This is a genomic window from Allobosea sp. R86505 (genome assembly GCF_042466375.1).
In the GTDB taxonomy this organism is placed as follows: domain Bacteria; phylum Pseudomonadota; class Alphaproteobacteria; order Rhizobiales; family Beijerinckiaceae; genus Allobosea.
The window spans coordinates 1-14379 of the sequence record NZ_JAXHPY010000002.1 but is presented as its reverse complement, the minus strand read 5'-3'; the positions used below and the strand labels follow the sequence as shown (position 1 = coordinate 14379).

At 63.8% G+C, this 14379-nt stretch carries 12 protein-coding genes and 3 pseudogenes; 8 read left to right on the top strand and 7 right to left on the bottom strand.

Annotation, left to right across the window (positions count from 1 at the left end; genetic code table 11):
• Positions 1 to 100: 100 nt before the first annotated feature.
• The 6 genes and pseudogenes from SJY11_RS24070 to SJY11_RS24045 all read left to right on the top strand — a co-directional run bounded on the left by SJY11_RS24070 (position 101) and on the right by SJY11_RS24045 (position 5533).
• Positions 101 to 664 carry a lysozyme family protein gene (locus tag SJY11_RS24070; RefSeq protein ID WP_376989428.1) on the top strand — a complete coding sequence of 188 codons (564 nt, stop codon included), beginning with the start codon at positions 101 to 103 and terminating at the stop codon, positions 662 to 664.
• 72 nt (positions 665 to 736) lie between these two features.
• Positions 737 to 1033, top strand: a complete 297-nt coding sequence (locus tag SJY11_RS24065) for a TrbC/VirB2 family protein (RefSeq protein WP_376989427.1) — start codon at positions 737 to 739, stop codon at positions 1031 to 1033.
• Positions 1034 to 1045: 12 nt separating this feature from the next.
• Positions 1046 to 1387 (top strand): VirB3 family type IV secretion system protein, encoded by a 342-nt coding sequence (locus SJY11_RS24060; protein ID WP_372690875.1) that lies wholly within the window; start codon positions 1046 to 1048, stop codon positions 1385 to 1387.
• The gene (locus SJY11_RS24055) at positions 1380 to 3749 is read left to right on the top strand and encodes a VirB4 family type IV secretion/conjugal transfer ATPase (protein WP_376989426.1); all 2370 of its coding nucleotides are present in this window, start codon (positions 1380 to 1382) and stop codon (positions 3747 to 3749) included. Before SJY11_RS24060 ends, SJY11_RS24055 begins: the two co-directional genes overlap by 8 nt.
• Positions 3746 to 4102: pseudogene (locus SJY11_RS24050) on the top strand (type IV secretion system protein); the annotation flags it as partial. The gene SJY11_RS24055 and the pseudogene SJY11_RS24050, both read left to right, overlap by 4 nt.
• Positions 4103 to 4181: 79 nt before the next feature.
• Positions 4182 to 5533 (top strand): IS3-like element ISMex37 family transposase gene (locus SJY11_RS24045; RefSeq protein ID WP_376984341.1). Its coding sequence is split into 2 segments (ribosomal slippage): positions 4182 to 4518 and positions 4518 to 5533, totalling 1353 coding nucleotides; the frame shifts between segments, so codons are not numbered across the junction.
• Between the two features lie 235 nt (positions 5534 to 5768).
• Here SJY11_RS24045 and SJY11_RS24040 read toward each other — a convergent pair.
• Together SJY11_RS24040 and SJY11_RS24035 are read right to left on the bottom strand one after the other, a co-directional pair.
• Positions 5769 to 7445, bottom strand: a complete 1677-nt coding sequence (locus SJY11_RS24040; protein WP_376989424.1) for a methyl-accepting chemotaxis protein — start codon at positions 7443 to 7445, stop codon at positions 5769 to 5771.
• Between the two features lie 182 nt (positions 7446 to 7627).
• Entirely contained in the window at positions 7628 to 7777 is a 150-nt protein-coding gene (locus tag SJY11_RS24035; protein ID WP_376989423.1) for a hypothetical protein, read from the bottom strand.
• Between the two features lie 45 nt (positions 7778 to 7822).
• On the opposite strand from SJY11_RS24035, the pseudogene SJY11_RS24030 reads away from it, so the two are divergent.
• A pseudogene (locus SJY11_RS24030) lies at positions 7823 to 7957 on the top strand (IS21 family transposase); the annotation flags it as partial.
• A 159-nt stretch (positions 7958 to 8116) separates the two neighbouring features.
• Here SJY11_RS24030 and SJY11_RS24025 read toward each other — a convergent pair.
• The 3 genes from SJY11_RS24025 to SJY11_RS24015 form a co-directional block, all read right to left on the bottom strand.
• The gene (locus SJY11_RS24025; RefSeq protein ID WP_376989422.1) at positions 8117 to 8584 is read right to left on the bottom strand and encodes a hypothetical protein; all 468 of its coding nucleotides are present in this window, start codon (positions 8582 to 8584) and stop codon (positions 8117 to 8119) included.
• 213 nt (positions 8585 to 8797) lie between these two features.
• Complete coding sequence (locus SJY11_RS24020) at positions 8798 to 9778, bottom strand: tripartite tricarboxylate transporter substrate-binding protein (RefSeq protein WP_376989421.1); 981 nt, start codon at positions 9776 to 9778, stop codon at positions 8798 to 8800.
• 444 nt (positions 9779 to 10222) lie between these two features.
• A complete protein-coding gene (locus SJY11_RS24015) occupies positions 10223 to 10840 on the bottom strand; it encodes a hypothetical protein (protein WP_376989420.1) in 618 nt (205 codons plus the stop codon).
• A 19-nt stretch (positions 10841 to 10859) separates the two neighbouring features.
• Between SJY11_RS24015 and SJY11_RS24010 the strand changes: the two are divergent.
• A pseudogene (locus tag SJY11_RS24010) lies at positions 10860 to 11020 on the top strand (transposase zinc-binding domain-containing protein); the annotation flags it as partial.
• Positions 11021 to 11061: 41 nt separating this feature from the next.
• On the opposite strand, the gene SJY11_RS24005 reads toward SJY11_RS24010, so the two are convergent.
• Positions 11062 to 13065, bottom strand: a complete 2004-nt coding sequence (locus SJY11_RS24005; protein ID WP_376989419.1) for a putative bifunctional diguanylate cyclase/phosphodiesterase — start codon at positions 13063 to 13065, stop codon at positions 11062 to 11064.
• Positions 13066 to 13122: 57 nt separating this feature from the next.
• Positions 13123 to 14346: an IS701 family transposase gene (locus SJY11_RS24000; protein WP_376989516.1), complete on the bottom strand. Its 1224-nt coding sequence runs from the start codon at positions 14344 to 14346 to the stop codon at positions 13123 to 13125.
• Between the last annotated feature and the right edge of the window lie 33 nt (positions 14347 to 14379).

The window sequence follows — 14379 nt, the reverse complement described above, 5'->3', positions numbered from 1 at the left end:
CCTGCCAGCCGCATGACGTCCAGCCCGTCCGCCATCGCGCCCAACCCAATTTCATCGATGTCACTGGAGCCGACGGCACCAGCACGCGGGTGCGATTCTGATGGAGGCGGCAGACATCACGACATTGATCGAGCGCTGCATAGAGCCCGCGCTCACACGACCGGTCGCGGCGATCATGCGCCAGGCGAGCGTGGTGGAACCCTTGCTCGTGACAATCTTCGGCAAACGGCCGATCCGGGTTCTGGCCGACACCAAGCCTGAGGCGATCGCGCTTGCCAGCGAAGCTGCCGTGGCAGGCAACACCGTCCGGGTCGGAATGGCTCAGCTTGATGTCGCGGATCTTAAAGCGGCTGGACTCACTCTTACGGCGGCGTTCGACCCGTGCGCCCATATCGCCGGCGTCGCGCGCGTATTCCAGGCGCGCCGGGCACAACTGTTCGCCCGCGGCGTCCCTGACACCGTCGCAGGCAACAAGGCGGTTGCCTCGTTCACATCAGCTCGGATGGACCAGACACCTCCGCATGAGGTCAAGCCCGGGGTCAGTGCTGAGCCGGCGAAGGAGCCTGCTTCTCTGCAAGAGGAGATTGCATCCGCTAAGGACCCGCCGTCCTGGAGCGTCTACGGCGCACGGCGCGGCTCGTCGCTCCTGATCTACAGCCGCTGACCCCATCCAGTTCCCTGTGTTCGACCGACGCAACCTGCGGCGTCGAACCCGCACGTCCCGGAGAGTTCTTCCATGCCTGTCCCGCTTCGCCCATTTGCAGCCCCTGCCATCATGGCGGCCGCGTTCGTTCTGTTCGCTGCCGAGCCCGCGCTGGCCCAGACCGCCAATATCGAGGGCGTCCTGCAAAACATCGTCACGATGCTGACGGGCAATGTCGCGCGATTGCTGGCGACGCTCGCAGTCATCATCGTCGGCATCGCCTGGATGTTCGGCTATCTCGATTTGCGCAAGGCGGCCTATGTCGTGCTCGGCGTCGCCATCGTCTTCGGCGCGTCGGAAATCGTCTCGACCCTGACCGGCGGCAGCTGAGGCGCGGCCGCGATGACGAGTGAACCCGAACGCTTGACCGAGGACACGCTGTTCCTGGCCTGTACGAGGCCTGCAATGATCGCGGGGGTCACCATGGAGGCGATGGCCATCAATGTGATGGCGTCCTGCATCCTGTTCCTGATGGCGGGTTCGATCGTATACGGGCTGATCGCCTTGCCGATCCACCTGATCTGCCGCGCGATATGCCGACACGATCCCAACCAGTTTCGCCTGCTCGTCGCCTGGCTCGAAACACGCGGCCGCGCGCGCAACGGCGCGCTCTGGGGCGGGTCGTCGCCGACGCCCTTGCGTCTCGTGCGCCGCTTCAACATTCGTGAGATCGCTCATGGCTGACGCGGCCCGCCTGATGGCTCGCGAGATCGAGCCCGACGTTCATCTGCCCTATGTCCGGCACGCCACCGAGACCGTGATCAGTCTTTCGACGCGGGCGCTGATGACGACGATCCGTCTCGACGGCATCGCCTTCGAGACCGCTGACATCGGCGATCTCAACGACCTGCACGCCAAGCTCAATCTGACCCTTCGCAATCTCGCCGATGATCGCCTGGCGCTCTGGACGCATCTGATCCGGCGCAGCGACAGCTCCTATCCGGAGGGTGAGTTCTCGTCCGCCTTCGCCCGCGATCTCGACCAAGGGTATCGTGGGACGATTAAGGGCACGAAGCTGTTCCGAAACGAGCTCTATCTCACCATTGTCGCTCATCCCGGCCGGGATCGTGCGGAAGCAGCGGTCGGGTTCGTCTCCCGGTTGGGCCAGGCGCGCCGCGGGGGAGGGGAGGTCGATGCCGCCGCCCTGAAGCGGCTGAACGATGCGGCTCGTGACATCACGGCCGCGCTCGGCCGCTACGATGCAAGACAACTTAGCCTCATCGAGCAAGACGGCATTCTGTTCTCGGAGCCAATGCGGCTCCTTCACTTGCTGGCCTCCAGTGAGGATTTGCCGACGGCGCTCCCTCAAGGCCGGATAGGCTCGGCGGTCTACACCAACCGCGTTATTTTCGGCCGCGAGGCGATCGAGGTCCGGGCGGCAGGCGGGTCCCTCTTTTCCGGCATGTTCGGCCTGAAGGAATACCCGGCCTCGACCAGGCCCGGCATGCTGAATGGCCTGCTGTCAGCGCCGTTCGAGTTCGTGCTCTCGCAAAGCTTTGCCTTTCTGTCGAAAGCCGACGCCAAGACGGTCCTGACCCGCAAGCAAAACCAACTCGTCTCGACCCAGGACGTTGCTGCCTCGCAGATCGACGATCTCAACGATGCGCTGGATGATCTCGAATCCAATCGCTTCGTCATGGGCGATCACCATCTTTCGTTGCTGGTGCGCGCCGACAACCCCAAAGCGCTGATGGAAACGATGGCGCAAGCGCGACGCGTGCTGGCCGAAGCCGGCGCGGTCGTCGCGCGCGAGGATCTTGGGCTTGAGGCCGCCTACTGGGCGCAGATGCCGGGTCTGTTCAAGCACCGCGCTCGGTACGGGGCGATCACCTCGCGCAATCTCGCGGCGTTGTCGCCGTTTCATAGCTATCCGGCGGGCAAGCCTACAGGCAATCATTGGGGGCCGTCCGTCGCGATGCTGAAGACGGCGTCGGGCTCGCCCTATCATTTTTCCTTCCACGCAGGCGATCTCGGCAACACCTTCATTTGCGGCCCATCGGGGTCCGGCAAGACAGTGCTTCAGAATTTTTTGCTCGCTCAGGCGGAAAAGTTCGGCTGCCGGCGCGTCATGTTCGACAAGGACCGTGGTGCCGAAATCTTCGTGCGCGCCTCCGGCGGCACCTATCTCACGCTGAAGAATGGCGTCTCCACCGGCTGCGCGCCGCTGAAGGCACTCGACTTGACACCGACCAATCTCGCCTTCCTCGGCGAGCTCGTCCGCAAGCTCGTCACGATCGAGGGCAGGGCGCTGTCCGTCGTCGATGAGGAGCGCATCGATTCCGCTCTCGAGGCGATGCGTGCGCTCCCGCGCCAGGAGCGCTCGCTGTCGGCACTACGCGCATTTCTCGGGCAGCAGGATCGCGAAGGCGTCGGCGCAAGGCTGGAACGCTGGTGCAATGGCGGACCTCTCGGCTGGGTACTCGATGCCGAAGAGGACGCCATCGCGCTCGACGCCGACTTCATCGGCTTCGACATGACCGACGTGCTCGATCATCCGATCGTGCGCACGCCGCTGATGATGGTGCTGTTCCATCGCGTCGAGCAGCTCATCGATGGGCGCCGCATTATCATCGACATCGACGAGTTCTGGAAGGCGCTCGGCGACGACGCCTTCCGCGCGCTGGCAAACGACAAGCTTAAGACGATCCGCAAACAGAACGGCGTCATGGTTTTTGGCACGCAGTCGCCGCGCGATGCGCTCGCGTCCCCGATCGCCCACACCATCGTCGAGCAGTGCCCGACGCAAATCTTCATGCCGAACCCGCGCGGCACGCGCTCCGACTATGTCGGTGGGTTCCATCTGACCGAGACGGAATTCCGGCTGATCAAGGAGGAGCTTTCGGCCGAGAGCCGGCGCTTTTTGGTCAAGCAGAATGGGAAGTCCGTCGTCGCGGAACTCGACCTTGGCGGGATGGATGAGGCGCTCGCCGTGCTGTCGGGCCGCACCGAAACCGTCGAGCTGCTCGACCACCTCCGTGCGGAGGTTGGCGACGATCCCGCAGCATTCCTGCCCCGCTTCCATGCCGAGAGAAGGATCGAACGATGAGAGTGTCTCGCCTCCTGATTGCAGCAGCATTGGCTGGACTGCCCGCACATGGCTTCGCCCAGCAGGGCGTACCGGTGTTCGACGCCGGCGCGATCGCCAAACATGTCGAGCAGATCAGCAAGCTGACCGAGCAGATCAAGACGATGCAGGCGCAGCTCACGCAGGCCAAGCAGCTTTACGAGTTTTTCAACAAGCTGACCGACGTCAACGACGTCGCCTCACTGCTGAGCAGCGACGAATTCCGGAAGCATCTGCCGAAGGAGTTCGGCGAGATCGAGAAGCTCGTTTCCGGCGGCGGTGGTTCGCTCGCCAGCGTCGTCGATCGCTATCTCGATCAGAATCGCGCCTGTCCGCCTTCAGCGCTCTTGAGACAGTTTAGGGGTTTTCGGGAAGGGAGGATTTCTGGATCATCGCAGCCATTCAGGAGCGCAGATGAGACAGAAATCGGGGCCGGAGAAAGCACCGGCAGAGCAAGTCGTGAAGGATATTCGCCGAGCGACGCGGCGGCAGTTCTCGGCCGAAGAGAAGATCCGCATCGTGCTGGAGGGCGTGCGCGGCGAGGAGAGCATCGCGGAGCTGTGCCGGCGCGAGGGGATCGCCTCGTCGATGTATTACGGCTGGTCGAAGGAGTTCCTCGACGCCGGCAAGCGCCGTCTCGCCGGTGACACGGCCCGCGCCGCGACGTCAGACGAGGTGAAGGAACTGCGTCGCGAGGCGCAGGCCCTGAAGGAGGCTGTGGCCGATCTGACCCTGGAAAACCGCCTGCTTAAAAAAAGCATGCTCGCGGATGGGGAGGACGACATATGAGGTATCCCGCCTCCGAGAAGGCCGAGATCATCCGCCTGGTCGAGGGATCGCACCTGCCGGCGCGTCGCACCTTGGACAAGCTCGGCATCCCGCGCGCCACGTTCTATCGCTGGTACGATCGCTATCTCACCGGCGGGATCGAGGCGCTTGCCGATCATCGCTCGCGGTCGGATCGTGTCTGGAACCGGATTCCCGACCCGATCCGGGCCGAGATCATCGACCTGGCGCTGCGCGAAACGGAGCTGAGCCCACGCGAGCTGGCGGTGCGCTTCACCGACGAAAAACACTACTTTGTCTCGGAAGCATCGGTGTACCGGCTGCTGAAGGCGCATGATCTGATCACCAGCCCGGCTTACATCGTCATCAAGGCGGCGTCCGAGTTCAAGGACAAGACGACGGCGCCCAACCAGCTCTGGCAGACCGACTTCACCTACCTGAAGATCACGGGCTGGGGCTGGTATTATCTCTCGACAGTGCTCGACGACTTCTCCCGCTTCATCGTCGCCTGGAAGCTCTGCGCCACGATGCGGGCTGACGACGTCACCGCCACGCTCGATCTGGCTCTGGCGGCATCGGGGCTCGACCAGATCACGGTCGCTCATCGACCCAGGCTGTTGAGCGACAACGGCAGTTCCTACATCTCGGCCGACCTCGCCACCTGGCTCGACGGCAAGGGCATGAAACACGTTCGCGGCGCGCCCTATCACCCTCAGACACAGGGCAAGATCGAGCGCTGGCACCAGACCCTGAAGAACCGCATCCTGCTGGAAAACTACTATCTGCCCGGCGATCTCGAACGGCAGGTTGCCGCCTTCGTCGAGCATTACAACCATGCCCGCTACCACGAGAGCCTCGGCAACCTCACCCCGGCCGACGTCTACTTCGGCCGCGGGCAGGCCATCCTCACCGAACGCGAAAGGATCAAGCGCCAGACAATCCAGCGCAGACGCTTGCAGCATCAGCTGCAGGCCGCATAACCTCAAACCCAGATGAGCCAGAACCCCCGTTCCTGAGACGCCGCAACAGTCTCAAATCATCTGACGACGGACAGTGCTATTGAAGCAGGATGGCGCCGACGGGCCGAGCGAAGCCGGCTCCCACAGACTGAAGGACACTCGCCTGAAGAGACATTCGCTCAGCTTCATCGGAATGCGCGAGCGGGCGCGTCGCGGTCGGAGATGAAGCATTGGTACGAAGCTAGGGATGCCGCGCTCAGGCCGCTCGGATCAGGTCGGTGAACTGCTGCACTTCCCGGGCAAGAGCAACGCTGTCGCGATTGAGATCGCGGGCCGCCGCGAGGACCTCGCCCACGAGGTTTCCCGAATTCTGGATCGCGGTGCTGGCCTCGGAGATCGACAGCGTCACTCGCTCCGTGCCTTGTGCCGCCTCGTTCGTCGTCGATGCGATCAGCGCCGTAGTGCCGACTTGCATCTCGATGGCCTCGCCCACGGCGCTCGCAATGTCGTCAACCTCGCCAATCGCGAGCTGGATTGCGTTTATCGTCGCGATGGCAGTGATGCTCGCCTGTTGAATTGCACTGATCTGCTGCGCGATCTGGTTGGTCGCGCCCGCCGTCTTCGCCGAGAGTTCCTTGACCTCCTGTGCGACGACCGCAAAGCCCCGACCGGAATCGCCGGCGCGTGCTGCTTCGATCGTGGCGTTGAGCGCCAGAAGATTGGTCTGGGCGGCGAAATCGCCTATGATTTCCGCGACGCTGCCAATCGCCAGTGCGGCTTCGTCCAACTCCTTGATGTCGCAGTCGGCCTTCGCCGCCTGTGCGACGGTTTGTCGAATGCGCTCGCCGCTGGCGCGGATCTGCGAACCGATATCGTTCATCGACACCGACAGATCTCCCGCCGCGTCTGCGGCACGGCTGACATGGGCTGTGGCTTCGATCGAGGCCGTCGCGACTGCCGTCGCCTGATCCGCCGCGGCGCCGCTCTCGCGCGACATGATCTCGGCGGCGCGTTCGAGGCTGTCGGCGGCATTGCTGACCGATTGGACCACCTTGCCGACACGCGTTTCGAATGTCAGCGCAAGACCGCCGAGGAGATCTCGCCTTTCGGCCTCTGCCCGCGCCCGGCCATCGTCTTGTTCATCGCGCAGGGCCTTGGCCGCGATTAGGCTCTGCCTGAAAACCGCGATCGTCTCGACCATGCGACCAATCTCGTCGCGACGTCGCATCGGCGCCATCGCGACATCATATTGGCCCGCGGCAAGCCTCTGCATGACACCATTGAGCGCGCGGATCGGGTTGACGATCCTGATATGGATGATCGCCATGATCACAATCAGAAGAAGGCTCGTCGCACCGGCCAAGGTGGCAAGCCGGGGGATGTTCGCTTCAGCGGTGCGTTCCATCCGTGCGTTGACATCGTTGACGCGCGCCGCCATCGCCTTCAGCAGAAGGGCCGCCTGTTTCGAGAGGGCGTCGAGAGCATCGGCCTGTGGGCCGCGCGCCTGCATCTCAGCCTCACCATGGCGGCCGGCCGCCACGAGCTCGTCCGTTCTTTCCAGAGCGTCGTCGAACGCTTTCAGCCGCGCATCCATGATACCGATCTTGGCCTTGACGTCCGCGGGAAAGTACACGGATAGATCCATCAGCTCGCGCCAGCGTTTCGCGTCGTCACCCTTGTCGAGATCTTGCCGGACACGGGTGTGCTTCAGGCTCGACAGCGTCTCGTGATGGCGTATCCAGCGTCCGTTGACGGTCGTGTAGACGAAGGACGCCGGGACCGAGGCCTCCCAGACCGCATCCCGCGCATCCAGGACTAGCGACTGGCTGAGATTGCGAACCAGGTAGCCGGCCGAGGCGATCAGGCCTATGATCAGGCTGCACGCGACGATCATGTAAAGCACGATTGATCGGGCCTGCATCAGCGCACGCATATGCCTTCCCTCGTCGTGGCATCAAGTCACGTAATAATCTATAAGCGGCAGGAATGGTTAACTGCGCCTTGATCGGTTCATCATTTTTCGAAGTTGAGTCACCCTTCGGCTATCAAACGGCAACCATGCGACCGCAATAACGCGACGTCGCCTGTTGCGGCCAGGCTTGCGGTAGGCTGAAGTCAATCGGTTTTGCCGTTGACCGACAGCTCCGCCTCGATGAATGCCGTTACCTCCTCCGCCGCGCCCCCATGCGCGATGAAGCTCTGGCCGATGCCCCGCGCCAGGATGAATGTCAGCACGCCGCGGCGGACCTTCTTGTCCTGGCCCATGGCGCGACGATTTCCTGCGCCGTGCCGGGCAGGGCCGGCACCTGCATCGAGGGGCGGCGGCAGTATCGGATCGATCCGGCTCATCGCCAGGGTGCGCCTGAACTGGCGATGCGGCATGGCCACGCCGGCGACGTCATCATCGGCCGACGCGGCGATCACGTCGCTCGACGCTCGCTTGCCTGCCCGCGAGGCCGGACCCCTCTTGTCGAAGAGCAGCTTGAAGCGTCCGGTCCCAACGCGCTCGGAATCATGCGTCAGGATCTAGTTCGCGAGGAGATCCAGGCTCGAAAAACGACAAAGCCGCCCGAAAGCGGCTCGATCAGGATTGCTGCCTATTGATTACGGGCAGGGACAGCCGGCGAGAGCCGGACCGGCGATAACAATCAGGGTGGTCAGCGTCAACACGACGAGCTTCATCTGCGTTCTCCCTAAGTTGACGGCAAAAGATGCCCGAAGCCGCCTTTGGTTTCCAGCCTGCGGGGCATCACGAATTCGACACGTCGCCGCCAGGGCGTCCTCGGGCGAGCCGATGCCCCAGCTTTCCTGCTCAATGCTGGAGAGCTTGCGGAGGAGCTCTTGCCGCATCAATTCGACGAACCGGCGGGCCTGGGAGGCGTCGTGTTCGGGGTTCTGACACGCTTGGTAGTCGTAGCAGGCGGCCGTGCTGGGTCGGACGCCCGGGTAGTAGCGGTGGACGTATCCGTCGATCAGACTTGCGGTGACGAACATGGCGTCCCCGAGCGGTGTCAGCGCCGACCCGACCAACAGTCCGGGGCCGGCAATTACGGCGAGGCTGAGCGTGATCATGAACACCCCGATTAGCCGAGCGCGGGTTAGCCAACAGTCGAGCGCCATGCCGCCGAGCGTCAGATTGGCAGGTTGAAGCACGGCGCCATGGGCGAGCGGAGCACAGAGATATCCGGCCCGTCGTCGGCGGCTGAAGCTGCTCGGCCGCATGCGCGCGGTCGCGTTGAGCGCCGATCTTGGCGGAGACGCTTGCCAGGGAGAACTGGTCGGTCGTCACTCGATGATCGAACCCGCGGCCTCTATCACCGGCTTCCAGCGACTGATTTCGCTGACGAGCTTGTCCTTCAGCGCACTTGGCGTTGCGGCTTCGGGACTGGCCGCCACGCCGCCGAGTTCGGAAAAGCGAGTGGTCACAAGGGGCGAAGTCACGGCCGTGCGCAGCGCATCCGAAAGACGCTCGATCAGGGCAACTGGCGTGCCTTTGGGCGCATAGAGCCCATGCCAAACCGAAATCTCGACCCCGGGTAGTCCGGCCTCGGCCAAAGTCGGCACGTCCGGCAGCGTCGAGAGCCGCTGCCTCGTTGTCAGGCCAAGGGCCCTGACCGCGCCGGCGTTGATCTGACTGGTAGTGTTGGTGGTCTGGTCGCAAAGCAGATCGACGCGCTTGCCGACGACGTCGTTCAGCGCGGCGGCGGTTCCGGTGTAGGGCACCGAGATGATCGGCTGCTGCAGGGCGTTCATCAGCACGAGCGAGCAAAGTTGCGAGGAAGCGCCGATGCCGGCATGCGCTATCGAGGTAGTGCCAGGGTTGGCACGCATGTGTTCTGCCAGACCCGCCGCATCGTGCACCGGCATGTCGGCGCGCGCCACCAACGTCATCGGCACGTCGACGACAAGACCGATAGGCGAGAAATCATCGACGGGCTGATAGGGCAGACGGCGATAGAGCGTCGCCGACGACGCATGGCCGATGTTACTCAGCAGGAGGGTGTGGCCGTCCGCCGCGGCCCGAGCGACACGCGCCGTACCCGTGGTTCCGCCGGCGCCGCCCACATTCTCGACTACGATCTGCTGGCCGAGCTTGCGGCTCATCTCCTGCGCGATCAGCCGGCCGACGAGATCGGTGGGTCCGCCCGCGGCGAAGGGTACGACGAGGACGATAGGTCGGGCTGAGCCACCCTGTGCCAGCGCCTCAGTCGACTTGTCCAGATACGAAACGATTAGGGCGCCCAGGACGGCAATGACAAATTTCACTCGTGTCGCCTTCATTGCTTATTTCTCAAGCCTAGCGAGATCCAAGGCGCGGCGCCCTCGCTGTCTGATCGCGAAGCGTCACGACTACGTGAGACAGGCGTTGCGTTGGCCGGGGAGGAAAGGGTTGGTCGCCGCGCTTAAAAACCAAACGGCGCTGAGATGCCGGCGCTTCGTTGCCGACAATCCGACGGTGTCGCCACGAGCGCTTGGTTCCAGATTGCGAACGCGCCTTTATGCGGCCTACGGATCGGCGGCTATCTGACCGGAGAAGCCGACTGGAGCGCGCCGGATGCACTCGCCTTGCCGCGCTTCTACGCCCGGTCCTAGGCATCGGCGCCGGGACGTCCCCCTGTCGCCATCGCTTGCCCATCATCCTTCAACGGGTTCAGTCGCGGGCTTGGCTCGGTGATCCCCAGGTGCGGCGAGGCGAAGCTTCCCCTCACGTCAGTCTCTTCCAATGATCACGTCGAGGCGCTTGCCGGCGTCGGTCTCGATCACGGCGCGCCGGCCCTGCAAGGCGAAGAACTTCGCGACGCGCTGCTTGACCGGGGATTGGCCAAGGAGGGCCGCGCGTTCGCCCTTGAATCCGATCGCAGTCATCTCCAGCCGAGTCAGCGAAGGGATCACGACATCGGCTGTGCCGTCCCCGTCGATATCTCCGATGCGGGCGAGATCGAGGTCGCGCTCGCCGAGGCGGTGGCTGGTGAAGCCGTCGATCCGCGTAACCTCGACGAGAGACGTGCCTGACAGACGATAGAGGCGCAGCGAGCCCGACAGATGCGGCGTGACGACGGCTGCGAGCATGGCTTGCCCCGATCCGGTGAAATCAGCGACGCCGACTGGGTTGAGCCAGCGGTTGCGCTGGCCGATGGCGGTACTCTCGGCCAGGGGTTCGATCGCGTTCCGGCCGATGCGGTAGACCGCCAGGGCCGCGCCGCGATCGAGATAGGCTTTGACCAGGATCGCTTCTGGCTGCCCGTCGCCGTCGAGATCCGCCAGCCGGACGCGACGATCCTCAAAAACCTTGCCTGTCGGGCCGTTCCACATATGAGTCAGACCCAAGCTTCGGTGGCGATCCACAGCCTACAAATCCTGCCGCAACCGGCACTGACCGAGATGCCAGGGTGGAGCGGGGAAGGCTGGCTCGCGGATCGCCAGGCCGATCTGCTGCCCCGGCCCTACTATCATCTCGTCTTCACCCTGCCGGCGCCGATCGCGGCCATTGCCTTCCAGAACAAGGCCGAGAGAAACAGGCGTGCCCCGTGCCCCGCCGCAGCCGCCTATTAGCTGATCGCGGTGACTTTCCCGGCACGCTGTGTCGATTTCCACAACGGAACGGCCGCAGAAGCCGCGGTATGAATGGCGGAAAGCAGCGGTTGCGGCTTGCCCAGAAAGAAGCCCTGAGCCTGCGTACAGCCCGCCGTACGAACGGCTTCCAACTGTGCCAAGGACTCGATGCCCTCCGCCGTCGTCCTCATGCCGAGTTCCGCGGCAAGGGATGCAATGGCGGCGACAATCGCCGCGCTGTCGGAACGATCCGTCATGTCGTGCACGAAAGATCGGTCGATCTTGATCTTGTCCAGCGGACAGAGTCGGAGATGACTCAGGCTGGAATAGCCGGTCCCGAAATCATCGAGCACGACACGAACGCCGAGCTGCCGCAGCAGCCGCAACACCTCGAGATTTCTGCTGTCGTTGGTAAAGAGCGCGGTTTCGGTGATTTCGAGTTCCAAGCGGGCAGCCGGCAGGCCTGTCTCTTCGAGAACGGCCGTCACAGTCGCGACGATATCGCCGAAGGCGAGCTGGACCGGGGAGATGTTGACCGCAATGAGCGGCGCTCCGGGAAGCCGAAGGGCATCGGTGCAGGCCTGGCGGATGACCCAGTCGCCGACTCCCACGATCAGCCTAGTTTCCTCCGCGAGCGGAATGAAGTCAGCCGGGCTGACGAGCCCGCGAACCGGGTGATACCACCGCAACAAGGCCTCGAATCCCGACAGCTGCGAGGATCGAAGGTCGAAGATGGGCTGGTAGGCAAGTTCGAACCGATGGTCCGCCAGGGCCTGCCTGAGGTCCCCCTCCATCTCGAGGCGCGCAATCAGGCCCTCGCCCATCTCGTCGGCAAAGATGCAAAAGCTTCCGCCTCCAGCCGACTTGGCGCGATAGAGAGCGAGATCGGCCTGCTTGAGCAGATCATCCGCATCCGTGCCGGTGCCGTCGCTGACTGCAATACCGACGCTGGCGGCGATAGCGATGTTATGCCCGTCTATCGAATAGGGCTCTCTGACTGCGGCGATGACGCGGGCGCTGAGTTGTTCGGCCCCATAAGGCTGAGCCGGGGTCATGCTGATGATCGCGAACTCGTCTCCGCCCAATCGGGCGATGGGCTCGGCGCTCGACACGCAGTCGGACAAGCGTTGGGCGACGAGGCGAAGGAGCTTGTCGCCCACGGGATGGCCCAGCGTGTCGTTGACGTCCTTGAAGCGATCGAGATCCAGAAACAGAAGCGCGATCTGCCTTTTCTCGACAGCAGCACGTGCCAGGGCCGCCATCATGTTAGTGCGGAACGAAAGCCGGTTGTGAAGCCCGGTCAGGTCGTCGTGATGCGCCAGGAAGCTGATCCTCGCCTCTTGCTCCACTAGTGCAGCATTCTGACGCTGGGCCTCCTCGACCGCCTCGTTTGCCCTTGCACTGGCCGCGCTCAGATCCGCGTGAGCCTGCTTGATAGCTGTTATGTCGGTGCGGATCCCCACGATTCCACCATCCGCCATCCGTCGTTCGGTGATGAGCACCCAGCGCCCGTCCGGCAGGAGGCGCTCGAGGGAATCGGGACACTTCCTGTGCGAGACGATGCATTCCTGCACGAACGCTTCCAGGTCCTCCGCTTCCAGGTCCTCTCCGGCCTGAGGATACTGCCCTGCCTGCGCTCCTTTCCGGATGATGTCCTCGAACGTCGCCCCGGCAGTCATGAATTGCGCGCTCAACAGGTAGAGATCGCGATAGCGCCGGTTGCATGTCACCAGGCGATCGTCGCGATCCCACATCACGAAGCCGTCGGCCATGGCGTCGATCGCATCGGCGAGGACTTTGGCGGACCGCAGCCGCTCGGCATCGATCCGTTCATGCTGACGCAAGGCGACTAACAAGGCCGCTGCGAAGGCCGTGATCAGGAATCCAACGATGGCAGCAACCAGAATCGTTCGCTGACTCTCGCGGCGCCAATCCGCCAGCAAGATGTCGCTGTTCGCGGTCAAAACGACATGCACGTCGCTATACAGCGACGCTCGCACGACTCTCACTTTCGCCGCTGGCGTCGATGCGTCGGATTTCCTGAACCGACCAGCGGATCAGGTCTGCTTGTGTTTCGGCAGAACTGTTCGAGGCCTTTTTGGGGGCGGCGTCGCGTTAGCGCGATGGCGGATGGCAGCCATCATGGCGAAGGCGAGCATGACGAGCGAGACGTGACGGTGCCAGCCATGCCAGGAGCGGGTTTCATTGTGATCGAGCCCAAGTTCGTTCTTGGCGGTCTCGAACCCGTCCTCGATGGCCCAGCGATGGCCTTCGACCCTGACCAGCGTGGCGATGTCGGTTCCGGCAGGGCACCAGGTTGAGAAGAAGGCCAGGGCGCCGTCGGCGATATTCTTGCGGATGAGGAGCCCGCGCGTCCAGAGGCCGGATCGGCTCTCGTCGTATGCGGCGGCGTCGAGGTCGGCGAGTTCGCAATAGGCCCAGTCGTGAAGCCGCTCGCCTTTGGTGCCGGCACCGGCCGAGAGGCGTTTCCAGAGCGAGGGGTCAAGCGCGCCCGCGATTTCCTCGGCCGCGCCGGCGACAGGGGGCTTGCCGATCCAGGAGCCAAAATGATGGTTCGCGTTGACGCCGAGCACATAGCCCTTGCCGGCCCGGCGCAGCGCCATTTCGATGTCTCCGACGCCATAGACGCTGTCGGCGGCGACCCAGCCGAAGGGCACGCAGGCGGCAATCGCCCGCCCGATCATGGCCAGGGCCAAGGCAGGCTTGGTCGAAAAGGCGGTCTCTTTGGGCACATGGGCCGCCGCCATTCGATCCGCGTCGCCCGTCCACGCCTTTGGCAGATAAAGAGCCCGGTCGATGAAGGCATGGCCATGACGCGAGACATAAGCCGCGAACACGCCGATCTGACAGTTGGTGATCTTGCCGGCCGAGCCGGTGTACTGGCGTCCCACGCCGCACGATGCCTTGCCCTGCTTCAGGAACCCCGTCTCGTCCACGACGAGGACGGCCTCCGGGTCGGCCAAGGTCTCCATTGCATAGTCGCGCACCATGTCGCGCAACGCATCGGCATCCCAGCGACCGCGCCCGAGAAGCGCCTGCTGGCGCCAGGGGCCGGGATCGCCGGCAGCCTCCGCACGCATCCAGCCGGTCTTGCGCCGCTCGTCACCGAGCAGGCCATCAAGGAACTGGCCAGCCGACGCTGCCACCCGCGCCTGCGTGAACAACGGCGCAATCCGCCCCTTCACGTCCCGCAACGCCGACGCCCAAAGCTCAAGCGTCGTCTCGATCGATCCACCCGACATCCATGATCTCCGAATCATGGTGACCGATGGATTCAGAGAGCCGCAAAATAC

What these genes read in the sequence shown, in the direction of transcription:
- SJY11_RS24070 (WP_376989428.1), top strand. Translation starts at nt 101, where the DNA reads ATGGAGGCGGCAGACATCACGACATTGATCGAGCGCTGCATAGAGCCC.
- SJY11_RS24040 (WP_376989424.1), bottom strand. Translation starts at nt 7,445, where the DNA reads ATGCGTGCGCTGATGCAGGCCCGATCAATCGTGCTTTACATGATCGTC.
- SJY11_RS24000 (WP_376989516.1), bottom strand. Translation starts at nt 14,346, where the DNA reads ATGATTCGGAGATCATGGATGTCGGGTGGATCGATCGAGACGACGCTT.
- SJY11_RS24035 (WP_376989423.1), bottom strand. Translation starts at nt 7,777, where the DNA reads ATGGGCCAGGACAAGAAGGTCCGCCGCGGCGTGCTGACATTCATCCTG.
- SJY11_RS24025 (WP_376989422.1), bottom strand. Translation starts at nt 8,584, where the DNA reads ATGATCACGCTCAGCCTCGCCGTAATTGCCGGCCCCGGACTGTTGGTC.
- SJY11_RS24065 (WP_376989427.1), top strand. Translation starts at nt 737, where the DNA reads ATGCCTGTCCCGCTTCGCCCATTTGCAGCCCCTGCCATCATGGCGGCC.
- SJY11_RS24060 (WP_372690875.1), top strand. Translation starts at nt 1,046, where the DNA reads ATGACGAGTGAACCCGAACGCTTGACCGAGGACACGCTGTTCCTGGCC.
- SJY11_RS24055 (WP_376989426.1), top strand. Translation starts at nt 1,380, where the DNA reads ATGGCTGACGCGGCCCGCCTGATGGCTCGCGAGATCGAGCCCGACGTT.